The sequence below is a fragment of the Brucella sp. genome (assembly GCF_032066345.1).
GTDB lineage: Bacteria > Pseudomonadota > Alphaproteobacteria > Rhizobiales > Rhizobiaceae > Brucella > Brucella pseudogrignonensis.
The window spans coordinates 192,484-208,559 of record NZ_DAMBKZ010000005.1 but is presented as its reverse complement, the minus strand read 5'-3'; the positions used below and the strand labels follow the sequence as shown (position 1 = coordinate 208,559).

The window sequence follows — 16,076 nt, the reverse complement described above, 5'->3', positions numbered from 1 at the left end:
AAAAACGAATAGATAGAGAGTTTCCAACGATTCAGTGAAAACTGGAAGTAATTTAAAGCGTTCAGACTTTGTCGTCATGTTCAGGCTTTTCGCCCTTCTCAGACTCAGCAGGCTTTTCCTTCCGCGTCTTTGTAGCGCGTGGGGTATCTTTATTCACAAGCTCGGAAAGCTTTTCGATTTCAGTAACACCAAGAACCAGATCAGTGGAAGACGAAGCCAGCTCGATACCTTCTGCGTGAAAACGTTCAACAATCTGGAATCGCAGCTCATTCTTGATACCGCCTGTCGATGTAATATCTGCAACATGTGCGTAGATATCGAACACCAGCAGAGAATCCGTCATGCTCTGAAACGCTACGAACGGTTCCGGATTTTTTAGAATTGAAGGATGACTGCGGATGATTTCTAGCAGCAATGTGTGAACGCGACGCGGCTCATCGGTATAGGCTGCCTGCACATTAATATCGATGCGGCCAAGCTTGTTACGGAGGGTCCAGTTACCGACATTGCCGTTGATAAGCGTCGAGTTTGGAACGACAATCGACTGCTTCTGGAAAGTCTCAACTTCTGTTGCACGCACGCTGATCTTTTTTACGATACCGCTAACCGTGCCTGCTTCGACCCAGTCGCCCACTTTGAACGGACGTTCAGCCAGAAGAATAAGGCCCGAAACGAAGTTCTGGACAATGTTCTGCAAGCCAAAACCGATACCAAGTGACAGACCACCAGCAATCAGTGCGAGACTGGACAGATTGAAGCCAGCTGCCGAAACACCAACCAGCGCCGCAAGTACCAGACCAACATAGCCAACCACCGTACGGATCGAATTACGAACGCCGGAATCCACACGTCCACGCGCCATGACGCTGTTATCAAGCCAGTTCTGGAACCAGCGCGTCATCAGATAGACAACGACGAAAAGCGCAATACCCGTCAGAATACCCATCAGCGAAATGGAAATATTGCCGATAGGGATGCCGGTCATCAGATTATAGAAAGTGCTTTTCAGCTCCGACCATTGAAAACCAAACTGCATCAGCACGAGCGGTATGCCGACCAGCGCCACCGCAAAATTGATGAGAATGCCGACACCAAGCCCTATTTGATCAAGTGTCGCTTCATCAAAATGGAAGCGGTCACGCATAACCCGACCAATCGGGCTGGACGCAAAGGCCTGTTCTTCCGAAATTGCACGGCCGGTCAAAAACCCGAGATACATCGTGACGAGGAACGCCCCGGTAACAACGATCTGCTGTGCAGCAAAGCGTGCAAGTCCGATAAAGCCAAGACCAGCTGCGATAATCGGCAAAAGACCAAGGACGATCAGGAATATCCTGAACATCTTAGGCCAGGGGCGGACGCCCTCTTCTCCGTCTTTTTCTATTGGCTTCACAAAGGCGACGATGAGGATCAGAACGCCGATAACGACCGTCGAAAGCAAGCTTTTCGCCATCGTCAAAGAGAGCGGCGAGGAAAGAACCTGGTTTACTTTGCTGAAAAACGAGTCGAGCCCGTTAATCAATGCCATGCCTGTAATCAGCCAGACGAGAACTCGACCTGGGCGTGGCGCGACCGGCACCAACCGCCATGCTGGTGTGTATGGGCTTATACAGGCAAACGCCAGCCGGCTGATAAAGAACACAATGCCTAAAACGACGAAGAGCGACTGTAGAAGCCCTGCAATATCAGGTCTTAAAACATTGAAGTAATTGAGAAAGAAATAGGTCGTTGCCAGAAACACACCGACAGCACCCGATGGGATCGCTGTCGACCAGAATGCAACCGACAAACGGCTCAGATAAGACGGTGTTTCAATCGTCGGATCACGTTCGTAAAGCGAACCGAGAACACGGCGCGCGCCGAGCTGGATGATCAGTGCCGCAACAAATGCGAAAAAGGCCGCTGCCAGAAACGAATTCAGCTTGAAGGTGGAGACAAAGCGCCACCATGATTTCACGATGCTCCACAGCGAAACCATCTGATCGCCAGCAGCCGAGGTTACTTCAGATCCGAGTGTAAGATCGAGATTGACGCGCTGAGACAAGGTTTGCGCAAACAGGTCACGGCGCATATTACCGATTTTCGCCGACATCTGATTGACCGAAAGCGATGCATCTTCCGTCTCGCCGATAACGGCGTTGATCTCGGCCTTTTCAGCAGTCAGTCGTGCGCGTTCATCCGCAACGATTTGCGGCTCTGCTGGTTGATCGCCGGAGGGGGCGGCACCCAACTGCTCCAGACGTGTGTTGATTTCCGTCAGCCTTGGACGAAACGCAACACCCGCATCAAGCAGCTTCTTGGAAAGACCATCAAGCTGTAGCTTGAGATTTGCGAGCGTCTCATCGCTGGTCGAAGATTTTTGCAGCTGATCGTTGATCGATTTGGTCTGCTGCTTGAGATCGTTGATGATCGGCTTTTGTTGCTGCACCACACCAGAAACGGGTGTGCTAGCTGCCGCAGGTTCTGCTGATACCGGTGCAGGAGCTTGAGCAGGCGCCGATTGCTGAGCGAGAGGCTGAGCCTGTTGCGGTTTGTTATCCTGAGCAAACGAATGATCCAGCGCCCCAAGCGACACAGCAAAAGTGGTCATTGCAAATGCAATTGCGCGGAACGTCGGTAAATATGCCAATTTAAGCTCTGCCAGTTTCACGATCACTGTTTCAACATAAAGCGCGTTAAAGCGGAAGCAAGCCCTACAACATTGGGCCGAAAATCGAAATCGGTTTTATGACCAACAGAGCCTAATCGACGCAGGATTTTGGTTGTGTGAGCAGCAGATCAGGAACCATCGCAAACCCTTTCATGCGAACCGAGGGGCAGCAGGTGACAGAAATAGATTCCAATTTGTGAATCGATGCTGTAGGTGTCAACGCTAAGTCCCGATAAAAATACAAAGTTTTTGAATCGGGCTTTGCATAAAATCGAATAACTAGAGTGGTTTAGGCCAATCGGAAAACCACTCTGGCACTGGCTCATTTCTGCGGAAAGACTGTAGAGGAAAGTCCAAGCGTTTTGATTAAGGGCATGAACAACACAGATCAGCGCACTGATCGTTATCATCAGCATGGATTCATGCTGTTTGTAACGTGCGTCCTGTCGTTTGCAGCCTTTATGTTTGCAGTGGACCTTTCTGCCCTTGGCGATGAAGCCTGCCGCACTGTTCCCAAAAGCATGGCAGCCCAGCAGGTCGAAGACGCGCCTGCGATACCTGGACGCCAGCAATCCACGCCTGCGACGCAGCCGTTACGCGCCGTTCTGGCCGAAGCGATTGCTGCTAAAATCAAGGCAACCTATCCCGACGGAAATGGTGCAGGCTTGTCGGCAATGCCGCGTGATCTTGCATTTTTCGACGCAAAACCAGTCGAATCCGCAAGGACAAACGCGATTTTGAGACTTTCGCGGAGCACATATGCTCCCGTACGCGCGCCACCAAGGAGCGCCTGAAAATCGTCATTGAGATTGGTCATAGCCAATCCTGAATCATTTACGAAGAAATGCGCCTTAAATTTTTGTATTCATTACGAAATTTGAATGCGCTCAATATCCGGAACTTCAACTCATGCGTACTTCTAAATGGGTCGCTGTGCTATATGGCCTGATCGTTCTGATCGGCGTCATTATCGCCCTGCCCAATTTCTTCACACAGCAGCATCTCGACGCGATGCCGTCGTGGTTCCCTAAACGACAGGTAACGCTCGGCCTCGATCTGCGTGGCGGCTCCTACCTTGTTCTTGAAGTGGATGCAGCTGGTCTCAAAAAAGATCGTATGCGTGCGCTGCTTGATGATGCGCGCGGCAAGCTGCGCGCTGAACGCATTCAGCCACAATCGATCCGCGCCGTTGGTGATTCCGTCATCGTGACGATCCCTGACGCCGATCAGCGTGCAAAGGCCGATACCGCGCTCAAAACCCTGATTTCTCAGGTTAACACGAGCGGCTTCGGCGCAGCGATCAACGATATCGACGTCACGTCCAGCGACAATCAGATCCGTCTGACGCTGACACAGGCTGGCTTCACCTATCGCCTTGATTCAGCGCTTCAGCAGAGCCTTGAAATCATTCGCCAGCGTGTTGACCAGGTCGGCGTTGCCGAGCCTTCGATCCAGCGCGTTGGTTCCGACCGTATCGTTGTTCAGCTTCCAGGTCTTCAGGACCCAGCACAGCTTCGCCAGCTTCTCGGAAGCACCGCGAAGATGAGCTTCCACATGGTGGCTGACGCGAATCCGAATGATGCACCGCCTCCGGGCGTCAGCATCCTGCCGGATTCCAAAGATCCAAACATCAAGTACCCAATTGAAGATCAGGTTGCCCTGTCCGGTGAGCGTCTTACCGATGCGCGTGCAGGATTTGATCAGCGCACCAACGAACCAATCGTTTCGTTCCGCTTCGACAGCCTCGGTGCCCGTCAGTTTGCTGACATCACCACCAAGAATGTCAACCGCCCATTTGCTATCGTTCTTGACGGCAAGGTGCTGAGCGCGCCGGTCATCCGTGAACCGATTACCGGTGGTAATGGCCAGATCAGCGGCAGCTTCACGGTTCAGGATAGTGTTGTTCTCTCAGCACTGCTGCGTGCAGGTGCTCTCCCTGCCCCACTGACGGTTATCGAAGAGCGTACAGTTGGTCCTGACCTCGGTGGCGACGCCATCAAGATGGGTCTGATCACCGGTATCGCTGGCTTCATCCTCGTCGCGATCTTCATCCAGCTCCTTTACGGCGTCTGGGGTCTGATTGCCAACGTAGCACTTCTGCTCCACACGTTGCTGACCTTCGCAGCACTGAGCCTTATCGGCGCGACACTGACGCTGCCCGGTATCGCCGGTATTATTCTGGGTATCGGTATCGCGGTTGACGCGAATATTCTCATCAACGAACGTATTCGAGAAGAAACCAAAAGAGGCCTTGGTGCTATGGCAGCCCTCGACCGAGGCTTCCATAGCGCTTTCGCAACAATCGTTGACTCCAACGTTACCTCGCTGATTTCGACGCTGCTCCTCTTCATGTTCGGCACAGGCCCGGTACGCGGCTTTGCTGTTGCCATGATGCTCGGTATCGTGATCTCGATGTTTACCGACGTGACGCTGGTTCGCATGGCGATGGGTTGGTATGTGCGTCGTCGCAAGCTCAAGGTGCTTCGCATTGAGCCACTGGTAAGGATCGCACCTGAAAACCCTAACTTCCGCTTCATGAATGCGCGCTTCTTCGGCATCGGCGTTTCCATCGTCCTGTCGATTGCTTCGATCGCGCTCTTCTTCAAGCCGGGGCTGAATTACGGCATCGACTTCAAGGGCGGCATTCAGGCGGAAATCACCACGTCGCAACCTGCTGATCTGGCGCAATTGCGTGAGAAGCTCGGCGGACTTGGCCTTGGTGAAGTTGCCCTGCAGTCTGCTGGCAGCCCAAATGATGTGCTGATCCGTATTCAGCGTCAGGATGGCGGTGAAGAAGCACAGACGGTTGCAGTCAACAAGATGCGCGACGCTGTTACTGAAATCGATCCGGGTGTGAAGATTGAACGTACCGAAGTTGTGGGACCAAAGGTCTCCGGCGAACTGGCCCGTTCTGGCTTCATCGCGGTCGTGCTTTCGGCTCTTGGTATGCTCATCTATCTTTGGTGGCGCTTCGAATGGTTCTTCGCAGTCGGCGCGATTATCACGCTGATACTCGATACCACGAAGATGGTTGGTTTCTTCGCGCTGCTTCAGCTCGACTTCAACCTGACCGCCATTGCAGCGCTTCTGACCGCTATCGGTTACTCGGTAAACGATAAGGTCGTTGTTTATGATCGTATGCGTGAAAACATGCGTCTCTACAAAACGAAGCCTCTGCGTGAGATCGTCGATATGAGTATCAATCAGGTACTCGTCCGCTGTATCTATACATCGGTTGTGACGTTCCTCTGCCTTCTGCCAATGGCAATCTGGGGCGGCAGCGCCGTTCATAATTTTGCCGTGCCAATGCTGTTCGGTATCTTCATTGCAACGACGTCGTCGATCTTCATCGCTGCACCGATCCTGCTGTTGCTGGGCAACTGGTGGCAGCATCGTCGGGAAGCGCATCAGGCGCTTGAAGACAACACGGCTGCACAAAAATAACTCCATTGCCGGGCATGGTTACGATCATGCCCGGCTCTCCATAAAAATTTTATAAGACTGAAGAACGGGAAGGCACCCCTATGCCCCATGACACGCCTTTGATTGCGACAATCGTCATCGGGTTATGTCTGGCGTTTATCTTCGGCGCGATTGCCACCCGTCTCAAAATCTCCCCCCTCGTCGGTTATCTGCTTGCTGGTGTCATAGCTGGCCCGCACACGCCCGGTTTTGTTGCCGATCAGGACCTCATTCTCCAGCTCGCGGAAATCGGCGTTATCCTGCTGATGTTCGGCGTTGGTCTGCACTTCTCTCTCAAAGACCTGCTTTCTGTGAAAGCAATTGCTGTTCCCGGCGCGCTGGCACAGATCGCGACAGCAGCAGCACTCGGCACAGCTCTCGGTCTTGCACTTGGCTGGGACGTAAAAGCCGGTCTTGTCTTCGGGCTAGCGCTTTCAACGGCCAGTACCGTCGTTCTCCTGCGTGCGATGCAGGATCTGCGTCTTATCGATACAGATCGAGGCCGCATCGCCATCGGATGGCTGATAGTCGAAGACCTCGCCATGGTCATGGCGCTGGTGCTTCTGCCTGCCCTTGCCAGTGTCGGCACTGAAGCCGGACATGCCGCAGCCAACGATCCTATCGCCGAGTGGCTGGGGCTAGGCATTGGCGGCATCATTCTTCTGACCATTGCCAAGGTTGCAGTTTTTGTAGCGCTTATGCTGGTGGTGGGGCGAAAGGTGATCCCATGGCTTCTGAACGTCATTGTTCAGACAGGCTCGCGTGAACTGTTCCGCCTTGGCGTTCTGGCTATAGCGCTTGGTGTTGCCTTTGGTGCCGCCCATCTGTTCGGCGTATCTTTCGCGCTTGGTGCATTCTTTGCTGGCATGGTGATGAGCGAATCTGAGCTAAGCCATCGCGCCGCAGAGGAATCGCTGCCTCTGCGCGACGCTTTCGCGGTTCTGTTCTTCATTTCCGTGGGCATGTTGTTTGATCCGATGAGTCTCATCCGTGATCCCCTGCCCCTTATTGCGACACTCCTGATCATTCTGGTTGGCAAATCGGTTGCAGCATTCTTCATTGTCCGCGCATTTAAACGTCCCGTTGGAACAGCTCTTACCATTTCCGCAAGTCTTGCTCAGATTGGCGAGTTCTCATTCATCCTCGCAGGGTTGGGAGTAGGCCTCAACCTTCTCCCGCCTGAAGGGCGCGATCTGATCCTCGCCGGTGCAATCCTTTCGATCTTCCTCAACCCGGTCATGTTCATTGTTGCCGAGCGACTACGACCTTGGATCGAAAAGCGTCTGGGCGTTGAAGGCTCAACCAATGATTTGGGTGAAACAAGCCTCGATATCTCGGAACCCGAACCGCTACCGCTCACCAAATTGACAGCTCACACAATCATTGTGGGCTATGGCCAGATCGGTAAACGAGTGGCTTCGACCTTGCAGGAAAAGCAAATGCCTTTCCTTGTGATCGAAAATTCGCCCAAGATTTATTTCAGATTGAAAGAAATCGGCATTGAAGCTATTGCGGGAAATGCCTCTGATGCTGAAATATGGGAGGCGGCGAATCCTGAGATGGCAATCAATCTGGTGATTGCTATCCCGAATGCATTTGAAGCCGGGCGCGCAACATCACTTGCCCGCGCTGCAAATCCGGGCCTGCGCATCATCGTGCGAGCCTGCTCGGCAGCTGAAGCACAATACCTGCACGATCTAGGTGCAGACTCCGTTATCCTGGGCGAAGCCGAAATCGCCGGAGCAATGGAGAGAGCAATTATAAACGAGAGACGAAACGAGGGTGTTCAGCAACATCGCCCTTCGTCCGAGACCTTGGTTGATTTGAAGGGGATCGAACCGGAAGCAACCTGATGCAAGAACCGGAGAGATCGATAAAGGGGAATTAGATGCGAGTTGAAGGTGCGGTGATCGGTTAATGAAGTTCAAGGATTACATCTGGCCGGTAATAGGCATTCTAGCAGTCATTGTTTCAGCCTGGCTTCTTTATCGGGAGCTGCGCAGTATCTCGCTTGAAGACGTTCTGGATAGTCTTTACGCGATCCGCGCGCATCATTGGTTGCTGGCAACAGCAGCGGCACTCCTCGCCTATAGCTCGCTGGCCGGTTATGATCGCATTGCGCTTCTCCACTTGCGTCGCAAAATTTCCTGGCTCTTCATCGCTCTCTGCTCGTTTACGACCTACGCATTGTCGCACAATATCGGCGCGTCGGTCGTTTCAGGTGCAGTGGTGCGTTATCGCGCATATTCCTCGCAAGGAATGCCAGGCAGTGAAATCGCTGTCCTTATCGCTTTCTGCTCATTCACATTCATTCTCGGCGTAATCATCACCTCCAGCATTGTCCTGCTGCTGGAACCGCATATTTTGATGCGGTTCAACTCGGACTTGACGCCGACTGTGTCGATAGTCATCGCGTTGTTGATGCTGGCTTTTGTACTGCTTTATATCTTCGGCAGCTGGTTGCAATTACGCCCACTTCAGATCGGCAAATTCCGCCTCGAATATCCGCGTTTGCCAGTTGTTACACAGCAGCTGATTGTAGCGCCGCTCGAACTGATTGGTGCCGCAGGCATCATCTATTTCGCATTGCCAGAAGCAGGCAATCCGGGCTTCCTGATTATTCTCGGCATCTTCCTGGTATCGTTCTCGGCAGCCCTCATATCACACGCTCCGGGCGGCCTTGGGGTGCTTGAGCTGGTTTTCCTCACCGGCCTGCCGGATATGGATCAGGCTGACGTTCTGGCGGCACTTATCGTCTTCCGCCTGCTTTATCTTCTCATTCCATTTGCCATGTCGCTGATCGTGGTTCTCGTTTTCGAGAAATCGCAATTTGTGCTGCGCTGGAACGACAAACAAAAGAAGTAATCAATCTGAGGCGGGATTAATTTTTACACACCCGCCTCAATTTGAATTTATATTCCTTAAATTGATATGAAATAGCCCCTATCTTGGAAATTGCTTCGCATATCCTCCCGATGCAGAGCAGAAACGCCTCCCAAGGCACATTCCAAGAGGAACTAACGCATGCCTGCGACATTGATCATCCCCGGTTACAAGGGATCGGAAGCAGGCCACTGGCAGCGCCAATGGTTGCATGACGATCCGTCAGCAGTGCTCGTCGAACAAGATGACTGGCACTATCCGGTGCTATCCGACTGGATGCACGCGCTTGAAGCCAAACTCGCCGAAAATCCCGGTGCGGTTCTGGTTGCCCATAGTCTTGGTTGTATTCTTGTTTCGCATCTCGCAAGCCGTCCGGCTGCGGCTCACGTTGCTGGCGCACTTCTGGTCGCCCCGGCAGACGTTGAAACTATGTCGCGTCGCGATAGCCGCTTTGCGAGCTTTGCACCCTTGCCTCGGCATGAATTAGCTTTTCCATCCATCGTCGTTGCCAGCCGCGATGACGAATATATGCGCTTTGCCAAGGCAGAAGCCATTGCGAATGTCTGGGGTTCTGGCTTTGTCGACGTCGGCCATGCAGGCCATATCAACGTGGCAAGTGGCTTCACGCATTGGCCGGAAGGCGCAATCCTCGCCTCATCCCTGCAACGCGAACCAAGAACACACACGCTCTCCCAAGCAGCGTGACCGCCAGCCGCCTGCCTCTAAAAAAGCAGGCGGTTTCTTTTTAGCCGTTCTGTTTCCGCTCAAGCCAGATTTTCAGAACAAGCGTCAGCAATGCTAAGCCGGCCAGTGTCGAGGCGGCAGCAAAGGCACCAGCGACATTGTAATCGTTGAACAAGAGCTCAACCTGCAGCGGCAATGTATTGGTCTTGCCACGGATAGCGCCTGACACAACGGACACCGCGCCAAATTCGCCCATCACGCGGGCATTACAAAGCACAGCACCGTAAAGCAGCGCCCATTTGATATTGGGCAGCGTGACATAGAAAAATGTCTGCCAGCCATTCGCTCCAAGCGTAAGAGCCGCTTCTTCCTCATCACTGCCCTGCACTTCCATCAGTGGAATCAGCTCGCGTGCCACAAAAGGCGACGTCACGAACAGGCTCACCAGAACGATCGCGGGAACCGTGAACATGACCTTGATGTCGTAGCTCTCAAGCAACGGTCCTAGCAGTCCCTGCGAGCCATACAGGAAAAGATACGTAACACCAGCGACGATCGGAGAGACCGAGAACGGAATTTCGACGAATGTGATCAACAGTCGGCGACCCGGAAAGCGGAATTTTGTGACCAGCCAAGCTACACAAATGCCGAAAGCCATATTGATCGGCACAACCACAATCGCGGTCAGGATCGTCAGCCACACCGCATGAAGCGTATCAGGCTTGAGAATTTCTCCAAAGAAGACATCCACCCCTTTGCTGAAGGCATAGGAGAAGATGACGGCCAGCGGCGCGCCAATGCAGATTGCTGACAAAATGGCAGCCATTCCGATCAGCAGGCTACGCACAGAGCCCGGCTTGTTGCGCGCCTGCGCGCTTGCACTAGCGCTCTGCATAACGAAGCCGCCTTGCCTGAATAATATTAGTCACAAGAAGCATAAAAAACGCCATGAGCAGCATCATGAAAGCGAGTGCTGCAGCAGCTGGATAATCATATTCATCCAGCCTGATGAAAACCAGAAGTGATGTGACTTCCGTTTCAAACGGCAAATTGCCGGAGATGAAAACGATGGAGCCGAACTCACCGAGACTGCGGGCAAAGGACAACGAAGCGCCAGCCAGGAACGCCGGGAAGATTGTCGGCCAGATAATATGTGAGAAAACCTGCCAGGGGCTGGCACCCAGGCTGCGCGCAGCCTCTTCCACATCAGCACTCATATCTTCCAGCACCGGCTGTACGGTGCGGATGACAAAGGGAATGCTGGTAAAAAACATCGCAATCATAATGCCAAGTGGCGCATAAGCAACCTTGATACCAATCGGCTCAAGAAAACGACCAAACCAGCCATTGGGTGCGAACAGCGTCACGAGCGCCAGACCGGCTATCGCAGTAGGCAAAGCAAAAGGCAGATCGACTGCCGCATCGATCAGTCGCTTGCCAGGGAACTGATAGCGGGACAGAACCCATGCAAGCAGAAGTCCAAACAGACCGTTGAACACGGTAGCTACGGCTGCGGCACTGATTGTGATGCGAAACGTCGCCAGTGCACGATCTGAAGACACGATGTTCCAGAAATCGCTCCATCCAAGACTGGCGGTTTTCAGGATCATTGCCAGTAGCGGCAAGGCGACAATGACCGCCAGATAAAGCAAAGTGCAGCCAAGGGTCAGTCCGAACCCCGGCAGCACAGAATTGCGTTTCATGCTAAGAAGCGACACTGGATTTTTCCAAAAGAAAGGCGAGAGCTGGGTGCTCCCGCCGGGTAGTCTTGTTTACTTAGCAGTAAAGAGCTTATCAAGTACGCCGCCTTCGGCAAAATGCTCTTTCTGAACCTTTTCCCAGCCGCCAAAAGCATCTTCGACTGTTACAAGGCGCACATCTGGATAGATATCCTTATGCTTTGCAATCACGTCCTTATCGTGCACGCGATTGAAATTCTGTGCGAGGATTTCCTGACCTTCAGGCGCGTAGAGATAGTTTAGATAAGCTTCGGCAATCTTGCGCGAGCCGCGCTTGTCGACAACCTTATCAACGACAGTGACTGGGAATTCAGCCAGAAGGCTGACTTCCGGAACAACCACATCATACTTGTCTTCGCCGAGCACCTTGGCTGTACCGCGCGTTTCCGCTTCAAACGTTACCAGAACGTCGCCGATACCTCGTTCAGCAAAGGTCGTCGTTGCACCACGACCGCCTGTATCGAACACTGGTACGTTCTTGAAAATCTTACCGATAAACTCGTGGACCTTTTCCTGATCGCCCTTGAAAGCTTCGTTGGCATAAGCCGTCGCTGCCAGATAGGTATAGCGCGCATTGCCAGAGGTCTTAGGGTTCGGGAAAACAACCTTCACGTCGTCACGAGCGAGATCATCCCAGTTCTTGATGCCCTTTGGATTGCCTTCACGCACAAGGAAAGCCGGGAACGAGTAATAAGGCGAAGAATTGTTTGGCAGGCGCTTCTGCCAATCAGCAGGAATAAGGTCTCCCTTATCGTGCAACACCTGAACGTCCGTCACCTGGTTAAAGGTTACAACATCAGCTTCCAGACCTTCGAGAATGGAACGAGCCTGTTTGGATGAACCGGCATGGGACTGATTGACAGTGAGGTCTTCTCCAGTCTTGGCTTTCCAATCGGCGATGAATGCCTTGTTGACCTGCTCGTAAAGCTCGCGTGCGATGTCATAGGAAACGTTAAGGATTTCCTTTGGCTCCTGCGCGTTGACCGGAGCTGCGCCCAAACTGAGAGCAACAGCCGCATATAGAATAATTTTCTTCATAGATCGCACCCTTCTCACTTTGCTTGCGCAAAGCGCCCGTAAATCGACTTCTGTTGGGAAACAAATCTACAGAGAGACAAGCAAGAATCAATCTAAATCATTGATTTAAATATATAAACTACTTTCACAACCATTATTGGAAACCTCGCCTAACGGAAAAATTGGCCTGAGAATATTTTTCCAAAGACAGGTAGAAACGCGCAATAAAAACGCGAAAGCCGGAAGCTTTCGCTCCCGGCTTTCGAAACTTTTTTCATTGCTTAGATGTTACCAAAACCCACGGTGCTGCCAGCACCAGAGAAAATTTTGCTCGCCACGCTCCAAGCGATTACGACGACGCTCTGCAATTTCATCAGCGCTCAGCTTCATGCCGCGCCAAGGCTGCTCCAGATAGGCCGTCATGCGCAGCACAGCATCTTTTATGCTTTGCGCCAGCAATTGAATTTTACGGTTCATAAGAGCCTCCATTTCACGTTCACCACTCAAGCTGCAATCTGAAGCCCAATTTGGGCCACGCTTTCGCCGCATCAATGAACGATGTGTTAATTTTGAAGGCTTCTGCGATAAAGTCAATATCCCACTTATTTTATGGGAGTTAACATCGCGAAATATTTTGCGAGCAACCATGTGGATGCCCGCAAAATTATTCTATTTTAGACTTCGTAGTCGTCGACAGGCCTGATCCGGACCTTTTCAACATGACGACCGCTCATCGCTTCGATGGTGAACTGGTATCCATCCTCTACAAAGCTTTCACCGCCCACCGGCAGATGGCCGAGGTGCCAAAGCGCATAACCCGCAAGCGTTGTGTAACGATCGCTATCATCCACCAGATCGCGCTGCAGGATGCTGCTGAGACGGCGAATATCTGTGAAACCATCAACCAGATAGCCACCCTGTCCGTCTGATTCTGCAACAGCAGCCTCTTCGTCTTCATCCGGGAACTCACCGGCAATGGCTTCAAGCACGTCGGTCGGTGTGACTACGCCTTCAAACGAGCCATGTTCATCCACCACCACAGCAAGCTGCACCGGCGAAACGCGAAGCTGTTCCATGACGCGAAGCACATTCGCATTTTCATGAACCACCAATGGCTGCTTGACCACTTCATCCCAGTTGATCTGCTTCTTGTCGGTCATATCAAGCAGCAGATCCTTGACCGAAGCAACACCGACAAACTCATCAACCTGACGACGGGCAACAATTACGCGGGAATGCGAAAGCTTACGGATCGCTTCATGAAGCTCAGCTTCATCCTCATCCAGATCAAGCCATTCGATCTCATTACGCGGCGACATGATGGAACGAACCGGGCGATCGGCAAGATCCAGTACGCCTCGGATCATTTCCTTTTCTTCCGGCAGGAAGACGTCACTGGCAGCCGTCTGCTGCGCAATCACATCAACTGTGTCTGAAAGTGGGTTATCGCCGCGATGACCACCGAGCAGGCGCAGAACAGCGCCCGCTGTGCGTTCACGAAGATCGTTTGTGGTCACGAGCTTTTCGCGATTCTTACGCGCCATCTGATTGGCCGCCTCGATCAATACCGAGAAGCCGATAGCGGCATAGAGATAGCCCTTCGGAATATGGAAGCCGAAGCCTTCAACGACAAGGCTGAAGCCGATCATCATCAGGAAGCCGAGGCAGAGGATAACCACTGTTGGATGCTTGTTGACGAAGTCCATCAGCGGACGCGAAGCCAGCATCATGACTGCAATCGCAATAATGACCGCGATCATCATAACAGGCAGATGCTGCACCATACCAACAGCCGTGATCACGCTATCGAGCGAGAAGACCGCATCAAGCACGACGATCTGAACGATAACCTGCCAGAAGATCGCATGGGCAACGCGCGTGTTCTTAGGTCCATGCGCGCCTTCAAGGCGCTCATGCAACTCCATCGTACCCTTAGCGAGAAGGAACAGACCACCAACCAGCATTATGAGATCGCGACCAGAGAAGGAAAGTCCCATCACTGCAATCAAAGGTTCACGCAGCGTCACGATCCAAGAGATCGAAGCCAGCAATGCAAGACGCATTATCAAGGCCAATGAAAGACCGATTATACGCGCACGATTACGCTGATGAGGCGGAAGTTTATCGGCCAGAATGGCGATAAAGACGAGATTGTCGATGCCGAGAACAATTTCTAGCACCACCAATGTCACGAGTCCTACCCAGGCATTGGGGTCGGCAATCCAGTCCATGGACCAATCCATGATTTGTCGGCTCCTGTAAAATCAGAGAAAAGAGGAAACAGAAAAAACGCCGCATGCGTTTCCCTCCCGAACCACAGAAAAGCGGATCGGCCAGAAGGAATTGCAAACGGCGTGAGAAAGCTCAAAGCCTTTTAAGTCCAATGCTCCCATACAGGGAGCGGGACTTCGTGAAGACGAATCGTCAGAACTGTCGTCGGGCATAAAGCGCGATGAACCTTTTAAAGAGACACGAAGCAGACCCTTTGTCTGCTCCAGAACACCATGTTTTCATATGGCATATGATGGCTGCATTATGCAGACGCGCGGCTTACGCGCAAGACCATATACTATTCAGCCGGAGAAACATGCACGCCGCGCTTGCGCTCACGACGTGGGCGACCTTTGAAATAACGCATACCGATCACCGTTGCCACGATCGTCAAGGCCGTAATGCCTATCACGGACCAGAACATGTGATCGCCATCCATCTTCGCAAATACGCCTATGCCGCGACCAGCGAGCCAGCCTGGTAGGAACATGAGCGGCGCCCAGACCACTGCAGAAAGCACGTTTGCGGTCTGGAAGCGCTTCTGATCCATCGACATCATGCCTGCAACCATCGGAACGGTACAACGGACCGGCCCAAAGAAGCGACCAAGGAAAACAGCCGAGAAGCCATAGCGGCGAAATAGCAATCGTGCCCGCGCAATGCCGGTGCGGTGCTTATTGAGCGGCCACTTGTGAATAATGCTGCGACCAAGCCACCAACCAAGCAAATAAGAAACGATATCGCCAATGACCGCGCCGATGATGGCGCCGATGATAATTGGCCAAGGCTCCACGATTCCGGCGCCCACCAGACCGCCAATGGCGAGCATGATAGGTGTGGCAGGAATGAACATTCCGATAATAGCGAGAGACTCGCCGAAGGCTATAATGCCTACGATAGGACCCGCCCATACCCGATGATCGGAAATGAACTGTCCGAGATCGCTAATTATGCTTTCCATTCCGTCCTCAAAATGCCGCGAACCGGATTCTGAAGTCAGACCCCAACCGTGGGGTGACTTCGGGTTTTCTTAAACGAGGACAATCCGGTGCGTGAACCCCTCGCCTGCCTGCGCGTAACAAACGCTTGCAGCATTCTCTCAATGGCAAAGAACTTATTTGCCTATCAAGTCTTTTATATGCCGAACCATCTCAGACAAGCATCAAAAATTGATGACATGGCTGCGAATTTTGCTGCGCAAATCATTTAGCTCGAACGAATAATGCCAGTCCCCTCTTGAGCGAAGCATTAGCAAGTCCAAATCGAGCGTTGCGAATATGGAAATTCCTGCGTCCACTTACAACGTCATTTGGAAAAAATGATTCAAAATCAGAATCATGACAAGAATGATTCCACTGGCAGAAATTTAT

Annotated in this window: 13 protein-coding genes; 6 read left to right on the top strand and 7 right to left on the bottom strand. The window is 52.4% G+C overall.

Features of this window, described 5'->3' with window-relative positions; genetic code table 11:
• Positions 1–61 precede the first annotated feature (61 nt).
• Positions 62–2,590: a mechanosensitive ion channel domain-containing protein gene (locus tag RT142_RS08925; RefSeq protein WP_409558575.1), complete on the bottom strand. Its 2,529-nt coding sequence runs from the start codon at positions 2,588–2,590 to the stop codon at positions 62–64.
• Between the two features lie 434 nt (positions 2,591–3,024).
• On the opposite strand from RT142_RS08925, the gene RT142_RS08920 reads away from it, so the two are divergent.
• The 5 genes from RT142_RS08920 to RT142_RS08900 all read left to right on the top strand — a co-directional run bounded on the left by RT142_RS08920 (position 3,025) and on the right by RT142_RS08900 (position 9,700).
• Positions 3,025–3,444, top strand: a complete 420-nt coding sequence (locus RT142_RS08920; protein WP_105518691.1) for a hypothetical protein — start codon at positions 3,025–3,027, stop codon at positions 3,442–3,444.
• A gap of 115 nt (positions 3,445–3,559) precedes the next feature.
• Positions 3,560–6,094: a protein translocase subunit SecD gene (secD, locus tag RT142_RS08915; RefSeq protein WP_064320778.1), complete on the top strand. Its 2,535-nt coding sequence runs from the start codon at positions 3,560–3,562 to the stop codon at positions 6,092–6,094.
• Positions 6,095–6,174: 80 nt separating this feature from the next.
• The gene (gene ybaL / locus RT142_RS08910; RefSeq protein ID WP_112805764.1) at positions 6,175–7,965 is read left to right on the top strand and encodes a YbaL family putative K(+) efflux transporter; all 1,791 of its coding nucleotides are present in this window, start codon (positions 6,175–6,177) and stop codon (positions 7,963–7,965) included.
• 64 nt (positions 7,966–8,029) lie between these two features.
• The gene (locus RT142_RS08905; RefSeq protein ID WP_007875615.1) at positions 8,030–8,977 is read left to right on the top strand and encodes a lysylphosphatidylglycerol synthase domain-containing protein; all 948 of its coding nucleotides are present in this window, start codon (positions 8,030–8,032) and stop codon (positions 8,975–8,977) included.
• A gap of 159 nt (positions 8,978–9,136) precedes the next feature.
• The gene (locus RT142_RS08900; RefSeq protein ID WP_112805762.1) at positions 9,137–9,700 is read left to right on the top strand and encodes an alpha/beta hydrolase; all 564 of its coding nucleotides are present in this window, start codon (positions 9,137–9,139) and stop codon (positions 9,698–9,700) included.
• Positions 9,701–9,740: 40 nt separating this feature from the next.
• On the opposite strand, the gene cysW is transcribed toward RT142_RS08900, so the two are convergent.
• The 6 genes from cysW to RT142_RS08870 form a co-directional block, all read right to left on the bottom strand.
• The gene (gene cysW / locus RT142_RS08895) at positions 9,741–10,574 is read right to left on the bottom strand and encodes a sulfate ABC transporter permease subunit CysW (protein ID WP_313028363.1); all 834 of its coding nucleotides are present in this window, start codon (positions 10,572–10,574) and stop codon (positions 9,741–9,743) included.
• Entirely contained in the window at positions 10,561–11,382 is an 822-nt protein-coding gene (cysT, locus tag RT142_RS08890) for a sulfate ABC transporter permease subunit CysT (protein ID WP_064320782.1), read from the bottom strand. Before cysT ends, cysW begins: the two co-directional genes overlap by 14 nt.
• A 69-nt stretch (positions 11,383–11,451) precedes the next feature.
• Positions 11,452–12,456, bottom strand: coding sequence for a thiosulfate ABC transporter substrate-binding protein CysP (gene cysP / locus RT142_RS08885; RefSeq protein ID WP_112805758.1), 1,005 nt, complete (start codon positions 12,454–12,456; stop codon positions 11,452–11,454).
• Positions 12,457–12,723: 267 nt separating this feature from the next.
• A complete protein-coding gene (locus tag RT142_RS08880) occupies positions 12,724–12,912 on the bottom strand; it encodes a hypothetical protein (RefSeq protein WP_039859886.1) in 189 nt (62 codons plus the stop codon).
• A gap of 197 nt (positions 12,913–13,109) precedes the next feature.
• The gene (locus tag RT142_RS08875; RefSeq protein WP_007875627.1) at positions 13,110–14,678 is read right to left on the bottom strand and encodes a TerC family protein; all 1,569 of its coding nucleotides are present in this window, start codon (positions 14,676–14,678) and stop codon (positions 13,110–13,112) included.
• A 326-nt stretch (positions 14,679–15,004) separates the two neighbouring features.
• Positions 15,005–15,667 carry a DedA family protein gene (locus tag RT142_RS08870; RefSeq protein WP_113159992.1) on the bottom strand — a complete coding sequence of 221 codons (663 nt, stop codon included), beginning with the start codon at positions 15,665–15,667 and terminating at the stop codon, positions 15,005–15,007.
• Between the two features lie 87 nt (positions 15,668–15,754).
• On the opposite strand from RT142_RS08870, the gene RT142_RS08865 reads away from it, so the two are divergent.
• Positions 15,755–15,916: a hypothetical protein gene (locus RT142_RS08865; RefSeq protein ID WP_153222971.1), complete on the top strand. Its 162-nt coding sequence runs from the start codon at positions 15,755–15,757 to the stop codon at positions 15,914–15,916.
• Positions 15,917–16,076 lie beyond the last annotated feature (160 nt).

Coding starts and splice junctions, on each gene's coding strand:
- ybaL (WP_112805764.1), top strand. CDS start 6,175: ATGCCCCATGACACGCCTTTGATTGCGACAATCGTCATCGGGTTATGT.
- cysP (WP_112805758.1), bottom strand. CDS start 12,456: ATGAAGAAAATTATTCTATATGCGGCTGTTGCTCTCAGTTTGGGCGCA.
- cysT (WP_064320782.1), bottom strand. CDS start 11,382: ATGAAACGCAATTCTGTGCTGCCGGGGTTCGGACTGACCCTTGGCTGC.
- RT142_RS08900 (WP_112805762.1), top strand. CDS start 9,137: ATGCCTGCGACATTGATCATCCCCGGTTACAAGGGATCGGAAGCAGGC.
- secD (WP_064320778.1), top strand. CDS start 3,560: ATGCGTACTTCTAAATGGGTCGCTGTGCTATATGGCCTGATCGTTCTG.
- RT142_RS08875 (WP_007875627.1), bottom strand. CDS start 14,678: ATGGATTGGTCCATGGACTGGATTGCCGACCCCAATGCCTGGGTAGGA.
- RT142_RS08925 (WP_409558575.1), bottom strand. CDS start 2,590: ATGACCACTTTTGCTGTGTCGCTTGGGGCGCTGGATCATTCGTTTGCT.
- RT142_RS08880 (WP_039859886.1), bottom strand. CDS start 12,912: ATGAACCGTAAAATTCAATTGCTGGCGCAAAGCATAAAAGATGCTGTG.
- RT142_RS08920 (WP_105518691.1), top strand. CDS start 3,025: ATGAACAACACAGATCAGCGCACTGATCGTTATCATCAGCATGGATTC.
- cysW (WP_313028363.1), bottom strand. CDS start 10,574: ATGCAGAGCGCTAGTGCAAGCGCGCAGGCGCGCAACAAGCCGGGCTCT.
- RT142_RS08905 (WP_007875615.1), top strand. CDS start 8,030: ATGAAGTTCAAGGATTACATCTGGCCGGTAATAGGCATTCTAGCAGTC.
- RT142_RS08870 (WP_113159992.1), bottom strand. CDS start 15,667: ATGGAAAGCATAATTAGCGATCTCGGACAGTTCATTTCCGATCATCGG.